This is a genomic window from Peribacillus simplex NBRC 15720 = DSM 1321 (genome assembly GCF_002243645.1).
Lineage (GTDB): Bacteria > Bacillota > Bacilli > Bacillales > DSM-1321 > Peribacillus > Peribacillus simplex.
Map to the genome: position 1 here is coordinate 3,576,427 of NZ_CP017704.1, position 18,942 is coordinate 3,595,368.

The 18,942-nt window shown below is 39.1% G+C and carries 18 protein-coding genes; 11 read left to right on the plus strand and 7 right to left on the minus strand.

Translation table 11 applies throughout. The features are described from left to right. The first annotated feature begins 547 nt into the window (after positions 1-547). The 4 genes from BS1321_RS17230 (at position 548) to BS1321_RS17245 (ending at position 4,824) form a co-directional block, all read left to right on the plus strand. Positions 548-1,744 carry a M20 family metallopeptidase gene (locus BS1321_RS17230; RefSeq protein WP_063235132.1) on the plus strand — a complete coding sequence of 399 codons (1,197 nt, stop codon included), beginning with the start codon at positions 548-550 and terminating at the stop codon, positions 1,742-1,744. A 65-nt stretch (positions 1,745-1,809) separates the two neighbouring features. Then, a complete protein-coding gene (locus tag BS1321_RS17235; RefSeq protein ID WP_063235133.1) occupies positions 1,810-3,240 on the plus strand; it encodes a YfcC family protein in 1,431 nt (476 codons plus the stop codon). Between the two features lie 168 nt (positions 3,241-3,408). After that, positions 3,409-4,278: an RNA polymerase sigma-70 factor gene (locus BS1321_RS17240; RefSeq protein ID WP_063235134.1), complete on the plus strand. Its 870-nt coding sequence runs from the start codon at positions 3,409-3,411 to the stop codon at positions 4,276-4,278. 84 nt (positions 4,279-4,362) lie between these two features. After that, on the plus strand, positions 4,363-4,824 hold the full coding sequence (locus BS1321_RS17245; protein ID WP_063235135.1) for a carboxymuconolactone decarboxylase family protein: 462 nt from the start codon (positions 4,363-4,365) through the stop codon (positions 4,822-4,824). A gap of 64 nt (positions 4,825-4,888) precedes the next feature. Here BS1321_RS17245 and BS1321_RS17250 read toward each other — a convergent pair whose 3' ends face one another. From BS1321_RS17250 to BS1321_RS17260, 3 genes are all read right to left on the minus strand, one after another. Further along, complete coding sequence (locus BS1321_RS17250; RefSeq protein WP_034304201.1) at positions 4,889-5,116, minus strand: hypothetical protein; 228 nt, start codon at positions 5,114-5,116, stop codon at positions 4,889-4,891. Beyond that, positions 5,116-5,436, minus strand: a complete 321-nt coding sequence (locus BS1321_RS17255; RefSeq protein ID WP_034304199.1) for a YbjQ family protein — start codon at positions 5,434-5,436, stop codon at positions 5,116-5,118. Before BS1321_RS17255 ends, BS1321_RS17250 begins: the two co-directional genes overlap by 1 nt. A gap of 645 nt (positions 5,437-6,081) precedes the next feature. Further along, the gene (locus BS1321_RS17260) at positions 6,082-6,771 is read right to left on the minus strand and encodes a response regulator transcription factor (RefSeq protein WP_063235136.1); all 690 of its coding nucleotides are present in this window, start codon (positions 6,769-6,771) and stop codon (positions 6,082-6,084) included. 682 nt (positions 6,772-7,453) lie between these two features. On the opposite strand from BS1321_RS17260, the gene BS1321_RS17270 reads away from it, so the two are divergent. The 5 genes from BS1321_RS17270 (at position 7,454) to BS1321_RS17290 (ending at position 13,803) form a co-directional block, all read left to right on the plus strand. Further along, positions 7,454-8,569, plus strand: coding sequence for a GerAB/ArcD/ProY family transporter (locus BS1321_RS17270; protein ID WP_063235138.1), 1,116 nt, complete (start codon positions 7,454-7,456; stop codon positions 8,567-8,569). Positions 8,570-9,012: 443 nt separating this feature from the next. Then, positions 9,013-10,794 (plus strand): sensor histidine kinase, encoded by a 1,782-nt coding sequence (locus tag BS1321_RS17275; protein ID WP_063235170.1) that lies wholly within the window; start codon positions 9,013-9,015, stop codon positions 10,792-10,794. A gap of 7 nt (positions 10,795-10,801) precedes the next feature. Further along, positions 10,802-11,548 (plus strand): LytR/AlgR family response regulator transcription factor, encoded by a 747-nt coding sequence (locus tag BS1321_RS17280; RefSeq protein WP_063235139.1) that lies wholly within the window; start codon positions 10,802-10,804, stop codon positions 11,546-11,548. A gap of 141 nt (positions 11,549-11,689) precedes the next feature. Next, a complete protein-coding gene (gene cstA, locus BS1321_RS17285) occupies positions 11,690-13,483 on the plus strand; it encodes a carbon starvation protein CstA (RefSeq protein ID WP_063235140.1) in 1,794 nt (597 codons plus the stop codon). Positions 13,484-13,647: 164 nt separating this feature from the next. Beyond that, positions 13,648-13,803, plus strand: coding sequence for a DUF1540 domain-containing protein (locus BS1321_RS17290; protein ID WP_069981761.1), 156 nt, complete (start codon positions 13,648-13,650; stop codon positions 13,801-13,803). 220 nt (positions 13,804-14,023) lie between these two features. Here the strand turns inward: BS1321_RS17290 and BS1321_RS17295 are convergent, their stop codons facing one another. Both BS1321_RS17295 and BS1321_RS17300 read right to left on the minus strand, forming a co-directional pair. Then, positions 14,024-14,662 (minus strand): O-methyltransferase, encoded by a 639-nt coding sequence (locus BS1321_RS17295; protein WP_063235141.1) that lies wholly within the window; start codon positions 14,660-14,662, stop codon positions 14,024-14,026. Then, the gene (locus tag BS1321_RS17300) at positions 14,649-14,987 is read right to left on the minus strand and encodes a hypothetical protein (RefSeq protein ID WP_063235142.1); all 339 of its coding nucleotides are present in this window, start codon (positions 14,985-14,987) and stop codon (positions 14,649-14,651) included. The genes BS1321_RS17295 and BS1321_RS17300 overlap by 14 nt, the downstream gene beginning before the upstream one ends. A gap of 238 nt (positions 14,988-15,225) precedes the next feature. Between BS1321_RS17300 and BS1321_RS17305 the strand changes: the two genes are divergently transcribed. After that, on the plus strand, positions 15,226-15,786 hold the full coding sequence (locus BS1321_RS17305) for a TetR/AcrR family transcriptional regulator (protein ID WP_063235143.1): 561 nt from the start codon (positions 15,226-15,228) through the stop codon (positions 15,784-15,786). A 36-nt stretch (positions 15,787-15,822) separates the two neighbouring features. Then, positions 15,823-17,178, plus strand: a complete 1,356-nt coding sequence (locus tag BS1321_RS17310) for a DHA2 family efflux MFS transporter permease subunit (RefSeq protein ID WP_063235171.1) — start codon at positions 15,823-15,825, stop codon at positions 17,176-17,178. 70 nt (positions 17,179-17,248) lie between these two features. Here the strand turns inward: BS1321_RS17310 and BS1321_RS17315 are convergent, their stop codons facing one another. After that, a complete protein-coding gene (locus BS1321_RS17315) occupies positions 17,249-17,692 on the minus strand; it encodes a MarR family winged helix-turn-helix transcriptional regulator (RefSeq protein ID WP_063235144.1) in 444 nt (147 codons plus the stop codon). 133 nt (positions 17,693-17,825) lie between these two features. Beyond that, on the minus strand, positions 17,826-18,917 hold the full coding sequence (locus BS1321_RS17320) for a low temperature requirement protein A (protein ID WP_063235145.1): 1,092 nt from the start codon (positions 18,915-18,917) through the stop codon (positions 17,826-17,828). Between the last annotated feature and the right edge of the window lie 25 nt (positions 18,918-18,942).

Here is an 18,942-nt window from a genome sequence, read left to right on the forward strand (position 1 = left end):
TTTGTCCAAAAAGGGGGGCATAAGAAGGAATCCTGTTGAACGGTGGGGAGCTACTTGACCTAGTTCATTCAAAAACTTTGATAGCAGCCCTTTTTTTCTTTCTTTTGACTAGTTAATTGAGCCTCAATTAACTCTAATTTCACCTCTAATTTAGTCTTAGCCTAATTTCTCAGAATTTTAGTGAGAAATTAGGCTTTTTTACCTTTCATTATCCTTAATGTTGTAAATCCGCATTTTCCTGACTTTACCCCATATAAAATAGTAAAAAATCATGGATTATAACTAATTCTTGTTTTGAAACTATGGGGATCCCCAAAGAGTTAATCCCGTTAAAGCTCCATGCTGGTTCAAAATGATACCACGCCTAACCCCCTTTTTGTATTCGGAAATTTTAATAATTTTATAAATATTCATAGATGTTACTTTTTAAACTATAAAAAAATTCTTTAGTTTCATAAAAAAACCTTAATTTTACTTATCATTAAAGTGAACGTAATATTTAAAAAGAAACATTTAATTTTCTGAATTTTTCGGAGGTTGTATATTTATGTCAATACATGTTGCTGAAGGAAAGAAATCGATTCAAATGGCAGTTGATGCCCGAGATGCTCAATTACGTGAGCTTGCATTGAACATTCATGCTCATCCAGAACTTAGTTTCCATGAATACCAGGCAGTGAAATGGTTGATAGAGCCTTTAAAGAAGGCCGGCTTCTCGATAGAAAAAGGGGTCGCAAATTTAGAAACTTCATTCAGGGCAACATGGGAGGGGCATCCTGGTGGTCCAACGATTGCCATTTTAGCTGAATATGATGCACTGGCAGGACTAGGCCATGGATGTGGCCATAATATTATTGGAACATCAGCCATTGGAGCGGCATTGGCACTGAAAGATGCTCATCCTGACCTTCCGGGGAAAATCGTCGTATTGGGGACACCTGCGGAAGAGGAAGGCGGAGGGAAAATTGTGATGGTCGAGGATGGCATTTTCGATGATGTGGATGTAGCTATGATGTGTCATCCGCAAAAACAGTCAATGGTATTGCGTGGCGGACTGGCATGTGTGGATGCATCTTTTAAGTTTTATGGTAAAGCATCACATGCGTCTTCTTCTCCCGAAAAAGGAATAAGTGCTCTTGATGCAGTCATTAATACTTTTGTTGCCGTCAATTCTTTACGTCAGTTCTTTAAAGATGATGTGAGAATCCATGGAATCATAACAAAGGGCGGGGATGCAACGAATGTAGTTCCTGCCTATTGCGAGGCTGAATTTTTACTGAGGGCAAGCACTGTGGAAGAGTTAAATGTTGTTCGTGAGAAAGTATATGCTGCAGCTCGTCATGCGACAGAAGCCATAGGTGCCAGGATCGAGTTAACCGAAGGCCTGATATATGCTGAACGAAATAATAATAAAGCATTAGCCGCCTTATTTAAAGATAATCTAGAGATGTTAGGGGAGGTTGTATGTGACCCGCCTGCAAAAGGAGGAATCGGTTCATCGGATATTGGTAATGTTGGACAAGTAACTGCGACGATTCATCCGTACATCAAAATAACGGATGACGCAATTACCCATACTCCAGAGTTTGTACAAGCTGCAGCTTCAGAGAGGGGAATGATTGGATTAAATAAAGCAGCAAAGGCTTTAGCGATGACAGCATACGAAGTATGTATGAACCCTCAGCTTCTTCAAGAAATTCGGGAAGAATTCGAAGGGTGGAAAGCTAATAAATCATGTAAATGAAGATAAGGGAAGATTCCGTTTTGCGGGGGATCCAGGTGAAAATAATGTAAAAGGTGGTATGAAAAATGAGTAAAGTGAGTGCTGAAAAAATAAAAAGTGAACCCCCATTTAAAAAAAGTAAAATAAAAATGCCACACACATTTGTAATTATTATTTGTATGATCCTATTTGCAGCTGCATTAAGCTATTTAGTGCCCGCAGGTGAGTTTGACAGAGTGGAAGATAAAAAAACTGGTAATACGGTAGTAGTAGAAAACTCTTATCATTCTGTAGAGAACAACCCCATTGGTATATTCGAGGTTCCTTTAGCAATTGTTCATGGCCTAATAGATGCAAGTGACACAGTTTTCTTTATTTTCATTGTCGGTGGAGTATTTCAAATCATTAATTCCACAGGTACGATTGAAGCCGTGGCTGCAAGGGTTGGAAAGACTTTCATGAACCAAGGAATCGTCATCATTCCCATTTTTTTAACTCTATTTTCAATCGGCGGATTCACGATTGGAATGTCAGCAGAAGTCATGGCATTTGTACCTATTGGCATTGCGATTGCAAGGTCATTAGGCTATGATGCATTGACTGGAACTGCCATGGTGATGCTCGGCGCAGCTGTCGGCTTTACAGCTGGACTTCTTAATCCTTTCAATGTAGGAATCGCTCAAGCCATTGCAGAAGTTCCGATGTTTTCCGGGATGTGGTTACGTGGAATCATTTTGGTGGTTTTACTGATTGTCACGAGCATTTATATCATTAGATATGCAAAAAAAGTGAAGAATAATCCACTAGACGGTATTGTGTATGACTTGGAAAAAGAAGAAAAGCATGAGAATTTGGATATATCCTCTTTATCCTCCATGAAGCCTAGACATTACTTAACGATTATTGTCGTGTTGATAGGATTTTGCTTCTTGATTTGGGGTGTTTCCGAAAAAGGCTGGTGGATGGAAGAATTAGCTGCATTTTTCTTATCTTTAGGTGTTGTTGTTGGGTTTTTATCTAAATATGGTCCGAGTAAAATTGCCAGCGAGTTTGTACAGGGGGCAAGGGATATTACATTCGGTGCTTTTATTGTTGGTCTGGCAAAAGGTGTAGTCGTAGTGTTAGAGCAAGGACATGTTATCGATTCAGTTGTAAATGGACTTGCAGCAACAGTAGGCCATTTGCCTAGTTCGATCCAAGTTCTTGGCATGTATGTATTTCAGACCATCATGAATGTGTTCATTACTTCAGGAACGGGTATGGCAGCAACGACCATGCCGATTTTGACACCGCTTTCCGACCTGATTGGTGTTACGAGACAAACGACCATCCTTACTTATCAGTTGGGAGATGGTCTATCAAACTGCATTCTCCCTACCTCTGCCATGCTTATGGGAAGCTTGGCAGTCTCTAAAATCAAATATCAAGAATGGGTGAAGTTCTTCTGGCCCTTGTTATTGATCTGGATTGTAATAGGTGCTGTGTTTATATTAATAGCGGATTTCATCAGATACTAAAACCTTAAAAAGAACGAAGGAAGCAGCTCTTTTGCTGCTCTTTTTTATGTTGTTTGAATTACTGCTTTAAACGAGGTGAAGAAGGATAAATGATTGGTTTAGAGAATAGTTATGGAAAGGGTCAAAAAGTTCTCGATAAACGAATTTGATAGAAAATAGGTGAAGTAAGTGGAGTTGGATACATTATATAAGACATATCAACCTTTTCTTTTTTCCATCGCATACCGGATGCTTGGATCGGTTACCGATGCAGAAGATATCGTTCATGATTTATTCCTGCAGCTTAAGCTTGATACTGAACAAATTAAGGACATGAAAGCATATCTTGCGAAAATGACGACAAATCGCTGTCTCAATTTTTTAAATTCAGCCCGTAAGAGAAGAGAGGTTTACACAGGGCCCTGGCTGCCTGAACCTCGGGTAAACGAAACAGAGCAGCCTTTAGATAAGGTTGTAACGGATGAAACGGTTGCTTATGCCTTCCTCGTTTTGCTGGAACAGCTGTCACCTGTTGAAAGAGCGGTGTTCGTGCTTAGAGAAGCATTCACTTATAGCTATGAAGATATTGCCGAGATGCTGGAAAAGAATGAAGTGAACTGCAGAAAGATTTACAGCCGGGCTAAGCGGAAATTACAGAATGATAGGCCCGTCCATCCGGAGGATACGAAACATGTCGATATTTTGGCAAAAAAATTCATAAAAGCATCTGCGACAGGAAACTTTGAGGAGTTTTTGGATCTCCTTACAGAAGATGTTGTCCTTGTTACTGACGGCGGAGGAAAAGTGCTTTCTGCATTAAATCCAATTGTAACCAAACAGCGCGTATCCTCCTTTCTTAAAGGCGTTTCTGCTAAAGGAGGCTTCATAGGAGAACTTCTTCCGGTGATGGTCAATGGCCAGGAAGGAATTTTGCAAATGAAAGAAGGAAAGCCTATCAAAGTCATCTGCTTTGAATTAGATCCAAAACAAAAAAATATCCGCAAAATCTTCATTGTTTCCAATCCCGATAAATTAAATCATATTCCTGTGATAGATTGAGGGGTCTTTTTTTTTGGATGTCACAAATCAAACCTCTATTTTGTCTTATAAGTGGAACCTAAAAAGATTATGGAGGAGATAGACATGGAACAACGGATTAACTACATGAAGACAAATCGTGAAGTGGTCAAATTAATGATGGGTTTGGAGGAGTACAAGAAAACAACGGAAATCGATAGCACATTAATCGAATTGATTAAAATTCGCGCGTCTCAAATCAATGGCTGTGCGTACTGCTTGGATATGCATACAAAGGATGCCCGGGCAATGGGTGAAACGGAACAAAGAATTTACTGTTTGAGTGCTTGGCGTGAAACACCATTCTATTCTGATTCGGAAAGGGCAGCGCTGGAATTGACGGAAGCGGTCACGGCCATTTCTGCAAACGGTGTACCTGATGAACTGTATGAGAGGGTCCGCCTTCATTTTGATGAAAAACAATATATCGATCTCGTTACCATAATCATCACCATCAATGGCTGGAACCGATTGGCCATTTCAGCCCAAAACATACCAGGGCACTATAAGCCTGTAATGGAAAAATAATGTCGTTATCAAAACCCCTTGTATGGTTACAAGGGGTTTTAATTGTAAAAACGTGGCTTTTTAATTATTTTTCTTTTTTATAAAAGCGTTCACCCGTATCAGGATTATAATACACCCTTGTTTTTTCTCCTGTCACGGGGTCTATATTTATTTCATCTGTCGATTGAAATCCATCAGGAACTTTTACACCGTGATTACGTTTAAACCGTTTATCATAGATAAAGTATCCAAGTAAAATACATAAGATAACTATAATAATTTGTAATATATAGTACCCTATGATGAATTTCATTATATTTTCTCCACAATGACGGCGGTTCCATATGCAACAATTTCGCTCATATTTGTACCGATTTCCCCAGAATCATATCTCATCATTATAATTGCGTTTGCACCCATTTCATTGGCATTTTTTATCATACGGTCCATAGCTTCTTTTCTTGAATCTTCAAGCATCGCTGTATATTGCTTGATTTCTCCGCCTACCAGGGATTTTAACCCTGCCATGATATCGCCGCCAATCCCTCTGCTTCTTACAATTAGACCGAAGGCAGGCCCTTTTACCTCTACAATTTTGTACCCTTCAATTTTTTCTGTGGTAACTACCAACACATTAATCGCCTCCGATTTATTTACTTTATTATTTAAACTTCTCATGAAATTTCCTGAACTGAAAGCATAAACAAATGATCCAAGTTCGCATGAAGCTTAAATATTACATGTAGTTCCTTTTTTATCAAGCGCAATAATCATTCCTTTAAATTTTAACATAATAAAAGCTTTATCCCTCTTATACAATAGGTAACATATTTCGGGTAAGCATAAAAAATCCCATTTCGTTGAAAAGAAATGGGATTAAATTTATTGGTGTTTTTACTGCTGTTTTTTGATTGTTATATATGTGTGTAGAATTATGATGCTCATGATGGCTACTGTGAATGCCCATATAAGCTCTTATATGGGCTAGCTCTATAATATTAGTGTTTTGCAGGATAACATCAAGTAGTAAATAGTATCAACTTATAGGTAAATAATGAAGGTCTCTCAAGAGTTTAGACTTAAAGGGCCTTCATCATTTATTTTTCTTTTTTTGAATTTGAGCGATTAAGATAAGTAATATACCTAAAATAAACAACGAGATAAATATATTGAAAGATTTTACATATCCTACTGGGAATAGTGCAGCACCAATTAATGATATAACCCCTAGTGTATAAAAAATTCTGACTCTACTAATCATAACTCCTCCTATAAGTACTAAAAATAGCGGTTATTTATCTTTATTTCATTAAGAATATCATACAATTTATTTTCATAGTACATGCTGATTAATTGTGATCTTGAAGTTATATTTAATTCCTCAAACATTTTATTTACGTAGTTCCTAACTGTAGAAACACTAATATGCAGATTATCAGCTATTTCTTTATCTTTGAGACCTTGAGTTATATTCTTTATTATTTGCAATTCAACTTCATGTTGTTGTTCCCTGGTGATTATAGATGATGTATTTGTTTTTATTATATCTTCAATTAATAATTTCTCACGATGCACATGTAACTCGTAGGAGATTTGATTTGCTAGCATCTCAGAAATCATTTTGAATTCTTCACTATCATCCTTTGTGATTATACCTACATATCCTTGCAATTCCTTATTTTTAATTTCATGAATCGGGGAAGAAATAACACTAAAATCCTTCCCGAAGATTTGATTTTTAGTTTTTACAGTAGTATTTTGCAATGAACTTAAAACAAATGCATTATTTTCAACAGAATCTTTAATAATCAATTTACGTAAATCTTTTTTTTCAAAATTACTTTTTGAGTATAAAACATTTAGCTCTTTATCAAAGATAAAAAAATTAGTCTCAAAATTGAATTTGAAATTCTTAATACTGTTCAATACTTTTTTACTTATATAAATGATTTGATTTTTCAATTCCATATTCATACCTCATACTTGTTCCTAAAATGAAATAACCTGTTTACTCTCCTCGTTTCACAATAAACTATTTTTGGTTGTGGTGGGTTCCAAAAATGACGACTGTTGTTTCAGAAATGATACCGGGGGTATGAGGATGCGGCGTTTCCCGATAACTAGCCTTTTCAGATCCCGCAAAGGCGCAGTTAGGGGAATTCTATTAAATATAAGAAGGGCATGTTTTGAATAATCTTTTTTCAAAACATGCCCTTTATTTCATTACAAATTATTTTATTTAAATGGATATATTTGCATCCAAGGTGAAACCATAACCGTAACATTCATCTTACTTATTATATGTCTAACTGGCTGTGGGAGCAGCAATTCGAGCTTTGGAAGTGAATGTGACCAAAGATTATAACCAGAATCCTTCAAAAAGAAATCGAGGAGTACAAACAATGTGGGCAATGATTGGAACAGTGTTTACTGGAGCTGTTATTTCATATTTCGAATTACCTCAACTTATTAAAAATAAATGCTGGAGGGAAATCTCCGTTTATATTCTATTGCTTTTAGTTGGCATGACGTTGAGTATTTTATTAATCAAAAATATTACCATTCCTAATCCCTTAGACTGGATAACAAAATTTTATGATCCCTTCACATCTTTCATGGAACGGATTCTGTCTTAGGGGGTTTACTTATCATGCTCGAGAAAGGAAAAATTAGCTCCGGAGAATTTCTTATATTGGTCATCATATTTACGATAGGAGGTTCGATACTTAATGTACCTGCTCTACTTGTTAAGATAGCGAAGCAGGATGCCTGGATTTCCTATATCATAACTACGCTCATCAGTTTGTGTTTTGTTTTCTTATATAATAAATTAGCCTCTATTTATCCATCTAAGACTTATGTCGAAGCTAATGAAAAAATATTGGGGAAATGGGTTGGGAAAACCTCGGCATTGCTCTTTCTTTTTTATATTTTGTATCTTTCGTCTGCTTTATTGTATGAAATAGGGAGTTTTTCAACGACACAAATTTTGGTTGGAACACCTATCGAAATGATTATGGTTCTTTTTTTATTGACATGCATAATCGGTGTACGGTTAGGATTAGAAGTCATCAGCCGAACTGCATTGATCTTTTTTCCTTGGATAGTATTTCTGCTTTTCATGTTATTTTTACTTCTTATCTCTGATATCAAAATAGAAAATATACAACCTATTTTTGAAGAAGGCATGAAACCAATTATTAAGGGATCATATCAAACTTTAGCACTCCCGTATGTACAGCTCGTTTTCTTTTTAATGATCATGCCATATGTAAATGAAAAGGATGAAATGAAAAAAAACTTATATCGAGGAACATTATTAGGAGGCATCGTTCTATTCTTGGTGATTATTTTCAGTATCCTCGTACTGGGTACTGATATTACCGCCCTACAAAAAAATCCTTCTTATAGATTAGGAAAGTTGTTGAGTGTTGGTAATTTTTTTGAACGTATTGAAGTCATTGTAGCCATCATTTGGATTCTTTCCGTGTATTTCAAGCTAACGATTTGTTATTATGGACTCTCTCTGGGGTTAGCTCAAGTACTAGGATTAAAAAATCACAAAATTCTTCACTTCCCATTAGCATTTTTAATTTTTGCATTCTCCATCATTACACATCCAGATACAGTACATAGTCGAAACTTTACTTCAAAAGCGTGGACGCCATTTTCCTTAACCATTTGTTTTCTGCTCCCGGTGTTATTGTTAGTGATAGGAAGATTGAAAAAAAAGCGTTCCATTTCAAAGGCGACCAAAGGATGTTAAAAAAAATTCAATTACTGCCTTTGATCCTCAACAAATGCAGGGGTGATTGGCTTTCATTTGTCAGGAACTTCTATGACGAAAAACTTGTTAAATGTCTGCCTAAGGATGGTGACACCATGTCAGATTCCACTATAAACGACTCAGATAAAATGATTTCTCCCTAATGAAAAAGCCTTGGTATTTATAGGCTTTTTTTAGATTGGATCATACCGAGATTGCACCCAACCACAGCATTCTATTGTTCCCTACGCCTATCTAATAGTTCTGCAGCTTGTAGCTTTTTCTCCCGCTATATTGAAGAGAGGTAATCTGAAGGCGTATGTCCCAAATGTGACATGTTTGTTTCCATGTTCTTGATTAGCGCGTTCTTGATTAGCGCAAATAGGATTATCGGTGTTAATCGTAAAAACAAAATTCGACAAGGATTTCATGGCTGGTGTAAGATGAATGAAAAAGCCAGAAATGGGGTGAATGCTTTGGTTGATTTATTACCGTCGCTGTTTGAAAAAGTTGGGATCATCGTAATTGCTGCATTCCTGCTTTCTTATATGAAACCCTTTCGGCAAATGATAGGCCATGAACATGAAATGTCAAAGAAAATCATGTTTATCGCACTTTTTGGAACATTCGGCATCATAAGTAACTATACAGGAATCGAAATCGGGAATCATGCCATGCCAGAGGGTGATTGGCATGCTGAGATTGCTCCCGATAATGCGATTGCCAATACACGGATCATGGGCGTGGCTATCGGCGGTCTGCTTGGGGGCCCATTTGTTGGGTTAGGAGTAGGTTTGATTGCGGGGCTTCACCGTTATTTTCTCGGGGGTTTTACGGCGGGAGCTTGTGCGATCGCCGCGATTTTGGCTGGGGTCTTATCGGGGTTTTTGGGGAAAAGGCGCCGAAAGCATGGGACGATCACCCCTTGGTTTGCTCTTCCCATTTGCATGACCTTGGAAGCGATCCAAATGGGCATCATCCTGGTGACTGCCAAACCATTTGAAAGGTCGTGGGAGCTCGTACAAGTAATCGGACTTCCAATGATCATCATCAACGGTTTCGGGACTTTACTATTCATGCTCATCATTCAGTCGATCACGAGGGACGAAGCACGGACGCGGGCGGTACAAACGAATCTTGCGTTCCTGATTGCTGATCAGACATTGCCCTTTTTCCGGCAAGGTCTGAATCAAACTTCATGCAAGAGAATCGCCCAAATCATCTTGGGGCTGACTGAAGCCGACGCCGTGGCCATTACCAATGAACATAGTGTACTTGCCCATGTGGGTGCTGCGTCAGATCACCATGTCCCTAAGGTGGGAATAGCGACAGGCTTAACGAAAAAAGCACTTGAACAAGGAAAAATCATCGTGGCCAAAACAAAAAAGGATATTTATTGTTTTCATGATCAATGCCCATTGCAAGCGGCAGTGGTCCTGCCGTTGCAGGTCCAACAGAAAACGGTCGGGACTTTGAAGATGTATTTCAAGCATCCGGATAAATTAAGCCAAGTGGAACAAGAGTTAGCTGAAGGGTTGGCAAAACTATTTTCTACTCAATTGGAACTCGCTAAAGCGGAAATGCAAACGAAATTATTGAAAGATGCTGAAATTAAGGCATTACAGGCACAGGTCCACCCTCATTTTTTATTCAATGCAATCAATACGATATCCGTTTTATGCCGGACGGATGTCGAGAAGGCAAGAAATTTATTGCAGGAGCTCAGTGCCTTCTTTCGCTCTAATTTACAAGGGGCCCGACAAATACTGGTGCCGCTAGAAAAGGAATTGGAGCATGTCAACGCTTATTTATCCCTGGAGCAGGCACGTTTTCCAGATAAATATCATATCGACTATCGCATTGAGCCAAGGCTTAAGGAAGTTCTCATCCCTCCATTCACGTTGCAGCCACTTGTTGAGAATGCGGTACACCATGCATTTTCACACGTGAAAAGCAAAGGTGAAATCATCATTCACGCATACTTTAAGGACGATACGATGCGCATTGTTGTGGAAGATAACGGAAAAGGGATTTCAAGCGGGAGAATAGATGAATTGGGTAAGCATGCTGTAGAATCGATTAAAGGTACAGGAACGGCCCTTCATAATATCAGTGAACGGCTGGAAGGGATCTATAAAGGCCATGCCAGCCTCACGATAGAAAGTGAAACGGGGCACGGAACACAAGTGAAAATATCAATACCACTCAACGAAAAAGGAGCATAAGTCAACGATGTTGAAAGCATTTATCGTAGAGGATGAACCACTGGCAAGAGATGAATTGAAATATCTACTGAAGAGAAGCAGGCAAGTTGAAGTCGTGGGTGAGGCCGAGGGGATGGAAGATGCCATGAGGGATATCTCCCGTCTTAAGCCTGAACTTGTCTTTTTGGACATTGAGCTTGCAGAGGGCAATGGTTTACATTTGGCTAAGCAATTGGCGGAACTTGACCCGGCACCATCGCTCATTTTTGCGACCGCCTATGATGAGTTTGCCCTCCAAGCCTTCGAGTTATATGCATTTGATTATCTATTAAAGCCATTTAATGAAAAAAGGATTCGTCAAACATTGGATAAGCTCATGAAGCAGCGTCAAATTGGGGAAGATGAATCAGGGACAGCACCTCCCGCCAGCCGAACGGCGGTGGAACAGACAGGTAAATTGCCTGTAGTGATAGATGATCGGATCGTTCTGATCGACCGGGACACTATTTTATTCATTGGTCTCATGGAAGGAAAGACGATCATTAAAACCGAAGAAAATGAATATAAAATCGGTGACCCTCTCATCGTGCTTGAAAGGAAGCTCGATAAGCGCTCATTTTTACGGGTGCATCGCGGTTTTATCGTGAATGTCATCCATATATCGGAAATACAGCCTTGGTTCAACTCGACTTATAATCTCATTATGAGTGACGGATCAAACATTCCGGTAAGCCGCACGTATGTGAAGGAGCTAAAGCAGCTTATTGGTTTTTAAAAATTTTCATAATTCTGCATTTTAGCTTCTTCATAATGCAGTCCATCCCCCGATATCTGCATTATAGCTTGAAAACCCATTGAAGCCGCTTTCATTGTGATATCATTTTTTTACGATGTAAGAAATAGAGGGGGTTCAAATATGAATGCGGTTACAATTGTCATAGGCTCCATTTGTATATTAATGATTGCCTACCGTTTATACGGGACATTCATAGCACTCAAAGTATTAAAACTCGATGATTCCAAGCCGACTCCGGCCCATAAATTAGAAGATGGAAAAGATTATGTTCCAACAAATAAATGGGTGGCATTCGGCCACCATTTTGCAGCCATTGCAGCGGCTGGTCCTTTGGTGGGGCCGATCCTTGCTGCACAATTCGGCTATTTGCCAAGTTTATTATGGCTTTTGATCGGGGCTGTAATCGGGGGAGCCGTCCATGATGCCGTCGTGCTTTTCGCGTCGATGCGTAAAGACGGCAAATCCCTTTCGGAAGTTGCGAAAGAAGAACTTGGACCTGTAGCAGGTTTCTGTACAGGACTTGCGATGCTTTTTATCATTACGATCACGATGGCAGGACTTTCAATGGTCGTTCTGCATGCTTTGGAAAATAATCCATGGGGAACGTTTGCTGTCGGGATCACCATCCCCATCGCCATGGGGGTAGGGCTTTACCATAAAAAAACCGGCAACCTGAAAGGGGCGACCATCGTCGGGTTCGCGCTCATCATGGCCGGGATTTTACTTGGTCCGAACATTCAAGGAACGGCACTTGGTGAATTATTGACACTTGAAGCGAGCACACTTGCCATCATTTTGCCGATCTATGCTTTCTTCGCTGCCGCATTGCCTGTTTGGCTGCTGCTGGCACCTCGTGATTACTTGAGTACATTTATGAAAATCGGTGTATTTGCCGCATTGATTATCGGCGTTTTCGTGGTGAATCCTGAAATCCAATTTCCTGCGTTTACCGAATTCATTAATGGCGGGGGCCCGATTGTAGCCGGTCCTGTTTGGCCATTCATTTCAATAACCATCGCCTGTGGGGCGATTTCAGGATTCCATGCATTTGTCGGATCAGGCACAACTCCAAAAATGTTAAACCGTTGGAGTGATATCAAATCCGTTGGTTTCGGAGCGATGCTTGTCGAATGTGTCGTTGCCATCATGGCTTTGATTGCTGCGGTTTCGCTGCAGCCAGGGGATTATTTTGCGATTAACTCTTCACCTGAAGTGTTTCAAACTTTAGGTATGGAAACCGTACATCTTAACGAACTTAGTGAAGAAATCGGCATTGATCTGGAGGGACGGACAGGCGGGGCAGTTACACTTGCTGTCGGCATGACCTATATTTTTACCGAAATACCCTTCTTTGACAAACTGGCTTCGTTTTTCTTCCAATTCGTCATCATGTTCGAGGCGGTGTTCATATTAACCGCAATCGATTCGGGGACACGTGTTGCCCGTTATTTAATCCAGGACTTCTTCGGGGAGTTCTATAAACCATTAAAAAGGGTCGACTGGTTGCCGGGTAACATCTTCGCCAGCGCGTTAGCCTGCTTTATCTGGGGATATCTACTTTACTCTGGGGACATTGGTTCGATCTGGGCACTCTTTGGCGTATCCAACCAGCTCATGGCTTCGATTGGACTCATCATCGGTGCGACCGTCGTATTGAAAATTGCAGACAAACGCTGGTATATCTGGACATGCCTCGTACCCCTTGCCTACTTATATGTAACGGTTAATGTAGCAGGGTACTGGATGGTGAAAAACGTATACCTGAACCCGGACTCTGCAGGATTCAGCATCTTGAACGGAATATTATCGATCACCATGTTATGCCTAGGATTGGTCATTCTCATTTCGGCCTTGAAAAAATGGCGGGAGCTTTGGAAAATTCCGCAAGCGGAACTACTGAAAAGATCAGCATAAGCATAAAAAGATCCGGGCGGAAGCTGCCCGGATTTTTGTTCGTTGCGAATGTTAGAAAATGCTCTCATTTTCGTTTTCCTTAAAATTAGACACAAAAACCTGAAAAAGGAAAGTATCAATAACCCCAACTTTGTTAATGATAGCAAATGAGGAGGTGTGATAAGATGGCAAAAGATGTTCTATGTGAAGTGAATAATTGTAAATTTTGGGATTCTGGAAACAAATGCAGTGCAGAAGCTATTTATGTTGTAAGTCATAAAGGGAATCAAGCATCAAATAGCAAAGAAACGGATTGCAAAACATTTGATCCAGAAATTTAAACCATCGGGGGTAACCATCAAACTGGTTACCCTTCTTTCATATTTATTATTGATAATAAAAATCATTTTCATTCAAGATTATAGAAATTCATTTTAATTTTCTTCATGAATAGGATATTTGGGCGATATATACGTGAGTTTGATCGATATACTCGTGAATTCGCACTATACCCGTGAAACGCAATTTACACATGAATTTGAGCTACATACCTTGAATCCTTCATTTCTTTACTTTTGAAATGGTGAGCCCATCACCGATTGGAATAAGCAGGGATTCCAATTTAGGATGATTGGCTACAGTTTCATTGAATGACTTCATAAATGCAGTATAATGTTTAGGTTTAGCATCCTGATCTGCGACACTGCCTCCTGCAAGTACGTTATCCATGACGATTAAAGCACCCGGTTCTGCCAGTTTAATGCAATATTGCAGGTAATTTTCATAATTGTCCTTGTCAGCATCTATAAAGAAAAAATCAAATTTCTTGTTATCACGAACGAGTTTTTCCAGGCTTTGCAGAGCTGCTCCGGTCATATATGATACTTGATCGCCAAAGCCAGCTTTGGATAGATTGCCATAAGCTAAATTTGCGTAATCCTCCTTTAATTCAAGGGAGGTTAATTTTCCTTCGTTGCCGAATCCCCTGGCAAGGCAAATCCCGCTATAGCCCCCAAGAGCGCCTATTTCCAAAACATTTTTAGCTCCTGAAATGGATATAAGCATAGTAAGTAGTTTTCCAGATGAGGGAGATACCGATATGGACGGCATTCCGTTTTCTTGTATGGACGTAATGACTTCTTCCAAAATGTCATCTTTGATATAAAACACTGAATCGATATAACTGTTAATTTGTTTCATTCATTTCCATTCCTTTCTCACCATTATTGGAAGTTTCCTTCTTATCGGCTGCTTCATTTTCTTGTATTTCAAATAATTGAATGAATTCGTTGATTAACATATCAATGGCTTTTAATTCACCGACTAAGATTTGATTAATGGATTGAAATTCTGGTTTATCTAACTGTTCCTTAATGGTTGAACGTTTAAGATTCATCATTTCTAAAAAAGAAATTGCTCTTCCGCGGCGAAACGTTTTTGGGCCACGATGGTGTGAACCATGCTCTTTTCCTTTGAAATACTCACTACCGTGATGTCCATCTTTTTTGAATTTTTCATTTCTCATGTAAAAACCTCTTTCTGTGTATACGTTTGTATACAATTTTTATCCTAGGTTAAATGTATACATATGTATACAAAGTGTCAACTGATAATCAAATAGAAAATCAAAATGCAGTTTATAAAAAGTTTGTCTAAATTGTGAATTCGTTATTAAGAGAAGTAAAAAAGTACTTACATCTAAAGAAATTTTTTTGCTATAGTTACAAATAGACCGGTTGGTATGGCGGGGGTGTGCTACGGAAATGGATACAAAATCGTTGATAATCGACCATGCAACGATTCTTTTTCAACAAAAAGGATATAAAGGTGTTGGACTAAGCGAAATCTTAAAAGTATGTAATGTTACGAAAGGTTCGCTTTATCACCATTTTCCTAATGGAAAAGAGGAATTATTAATTGCTTGCCTTCATTCTTTGAATGAAGTAATTACGATGGATATCGTGGATATTTTTGAACGATATCCGACAACGTTAGAAGCGACAAATTCTATGATTGAAAAGTTAATCGTCAATTTAGAAAGTGAAGGGACGATTACGGGTTACACATTTAGCAGCATGGTAAGTGAAATGGCCACATTAAGCGATCCTGTACGAAAGGCTTGCGCCGAACTATATGCGAAAATTCAAGGGATTTATTTTAAAAAGCTAATGGAAGATGGATATTCAAAAGAGTTAGCTTCCAATATTGCATTGATGATGACAGCCTCTATCGAAGGGGCAATGATGCTTTGTTTGGCCGAAACATCGGCAAAGCCGCTAAAAGTAATTTCGCAATTGTTACCCAATATATTGAAGGAGTTTTAACAAGTGGATAATAAAAATATTAAAACAGGACCGATAATGGCTGCTCTTTTGGTAGCAGGCTTTGTTGGGCTATTTAGTGAAACCGCATTGAACATCGCCTTAGGTGAATTGAGCCACATTTTTGGCGTGGATGCGACGACAATACAGTGGCTTGCAACAGGCTACTTTTTAACGCTTGGTATTTTAGTGCCAGTAACAGGAATTTTAATGCAAAAATTCACGACACGCCAAATGTTCATGGCGTCTTTATTTTTTTCGGTCATCGGAACGGTCATCGCTGCAGTAGCGCCGGTTTTTAGCGTGTTATTGACAGCCCGTGTCATTCAGGCAGCTGGACTGGCGATCATTTTGCCGTTGACGCAAAGTGTCATTTTCACGATTTTCCCACCGAATAAACGAGGCGGGGCAATGGGTGTGATGGGCTTAGTCATCTTGGCGGGTCCCGCATTCGGTCCTACATTAGCAGGGATGATTTTAGATACGTTATCATGGCCTTGGATATTCTGGTTTACGATTCCGTTCTTGTTGTTCTCGCTTATCTTTGGCTATATCTATATTCCGAATGTCAATGAAACTCGACAAGTATCAATCGATATCGTGTCAGTTGTGTTATCGACGATTGGTTTTGGTGGAGTTGTATACGGTGTAAGTGTAGGCGGGGATCATGGTTGGACGGATATGACGGTAATTGGCACGATCATCGTTGGTTTGATCGCTCTCATTCTCTTTGCAATCCGTCAAACGAAGATGGAAAACCCAATGTTGAATTTAAAAGCATTCAAATACCCACTATTTGTACTGGGCCTTGCGATGAACATGATTACATTCCTTAACATGTTATCGATGCTGGTAGTGTTACCAATGTATATGCAAATGGCGTTATTGGTGTCTGCGTTCGCTACTGGGCTGATCATGCTGCCAGGCAGTCTATTAAACTGTGTTTTTGCCCCAATAATCGGCAAGCTATTTGATAAATATGGACCTCGTGCCGTGATTACACCAGGAACGATTCTAGTTGTCATTGGCTACGGGCTATATGCAATGTATGGAACAGACACAGCACTATGGATCATGGTTGTTACGCATATCGTGATGATGCTTGGTATAGGCATGGTACTTGCTTCAGTACAAACGAATACATTGAATGCATTGCCAAAACAGTTCTATCCGGATGGCATTGCGATTACGCAAACATCTCAACAAGTATCAGGGGCAATTGGGATAGCGGTCATGGTTTCGCTATTCTCTGCGAACCAAAATGGCTACATGACTGATGTGGCAAATGATTTACCGGCAGCTGCTGCCTCAGGTTCATCACTTGTATTTAAAATTAGTTTGATTTTCGCCATCGTGAATGTGGTGCTTTCATTGTTCATGAAAAAACCGAAATAACATCTGCTCAAAAGTACAAATTAGATTATGAATAGAAAAACAGATCACCATTCCAACGGGTGATCTGTTTTCAATTTTGAACTTTACTAAGTAAGTCCAAAAGCTGTTGTTTTTCCGTCTCATTCAAGTTGGCAAACTGTGATGCCTGAAAATGCTCTTGTTTTGGAACAACTTCATGGAAAAACTCTTTTCCTTCCTCAGTCAATGAAAGGTATTTTGTTTTCCATTCCTGTTCCCGTTTAATCAATCCCAACTCTTCCATTTTCCTTAATAGTTGAGTGATATTGCCTTTTGTCACAAAAAGCTTGTTTGCCAGTTCTTGCTGAGACAATCGTTCATGGGAACCTACCTGAACCAAGATATCGAATTGGGCTGCCGATAGATTCCATTTCTTTAAATGTTGATTGGATTCCCGGATACTCTGGTTATATATACGTGTTATTCGGAACCATAACATTAAACCTAGTCGTTCCTCATTAATAGATGTAGAGGGATTCGTTGTGTTTTCTTTCATGAATGTCACCTCATTCTTTCTTTGTCACAATCAGTTTATGAATAAACTAATTTGGTGTCAAATGCAAAAACTTCCATCTTCGATACAAAGAAACCAGTATTATCGTTTGATACTGGCTTCTTTGATTCCTTTATTATGTGGTCGTTAGTTTAGCAAAGATGATAAAAAACAGTGTTAGTTCGCCTATTATCACAATATTCGGTACCACGACAAACAAATTAAAAATAAAAAAGACTGCTAAAATCCCTAAGAATAACCCTAAATGATATATTTGCAACCGCTGGTGCTTATGTCTATATTGGTGGAAAACAAAAGTGGTTGAAATGAAATAGAGCAATACGGAACCAAACACAAAATAGAGGATAAATGAATAATGGACCTCATGTAAAAACAATAATCTGATGGCTGCTGCAATCATGCTTATAGACATTAAAATAAACAGATGACCGTAAATGATGATTTGGCCGGAAGATTGTACAGACTTATCGACTTTCTTCTCCATGTTATCGAAATATTGCCACCACATAGCTATTATCAAGGCAAATGAAAAGATGGAAAAGGCTATCGAATCCCAATTTCCTTGTTTAGGTTGAATTACCGCAAGGGTGCTGATAAGAGCTTCCCCAAAGAGAATGATGGTAAATAGACCAAAGCGTTCCAACAAGTGGGCCGTATTTGTAGGAACCTTTTCTAAGCACTTTCTTCCAAGGATTGGGATAATGATATCGATGAGGATGCCCAAATACAGCACAGCATATCGAAGCCAAGAATCAAAAAGGACGGAGAATAATGAAATGGCGATCCCAATCCAAAAATACCTTCCCAAAAAGAGTGCTGCCTTTTTTCGAACTCCCTCTTCTATCCGCTGTGCAACAAGATATTGGATAGCAGTCACGGCTCTTAAGCCAATATAACCAATTAAAAAAGAAAGATAATAAGGATCAAAATCAGCTGATAAGCTTGATGTCATAATTAGGACAAAAAACATTTGCAGTATCAAAAATAGCCGTTGATGAAATACATCCTTTCCAAACCGGTTAATAAATATGGTTTGCCCTACCCAAGCCCACCAGATAGGAATAAAAATCAACACGAACTTAAATAAATACTCTGGATGGATATATCCATCTTCAACATGCAGTAAAACATGAGTGGCGCCCGCAACGGCCGCCACAAATAACAAATCATAAAAGAGCTCTAACCATGTAACTTTCTTTTCATCCATTTCTGCACGCCTCCCAATCGCCTTA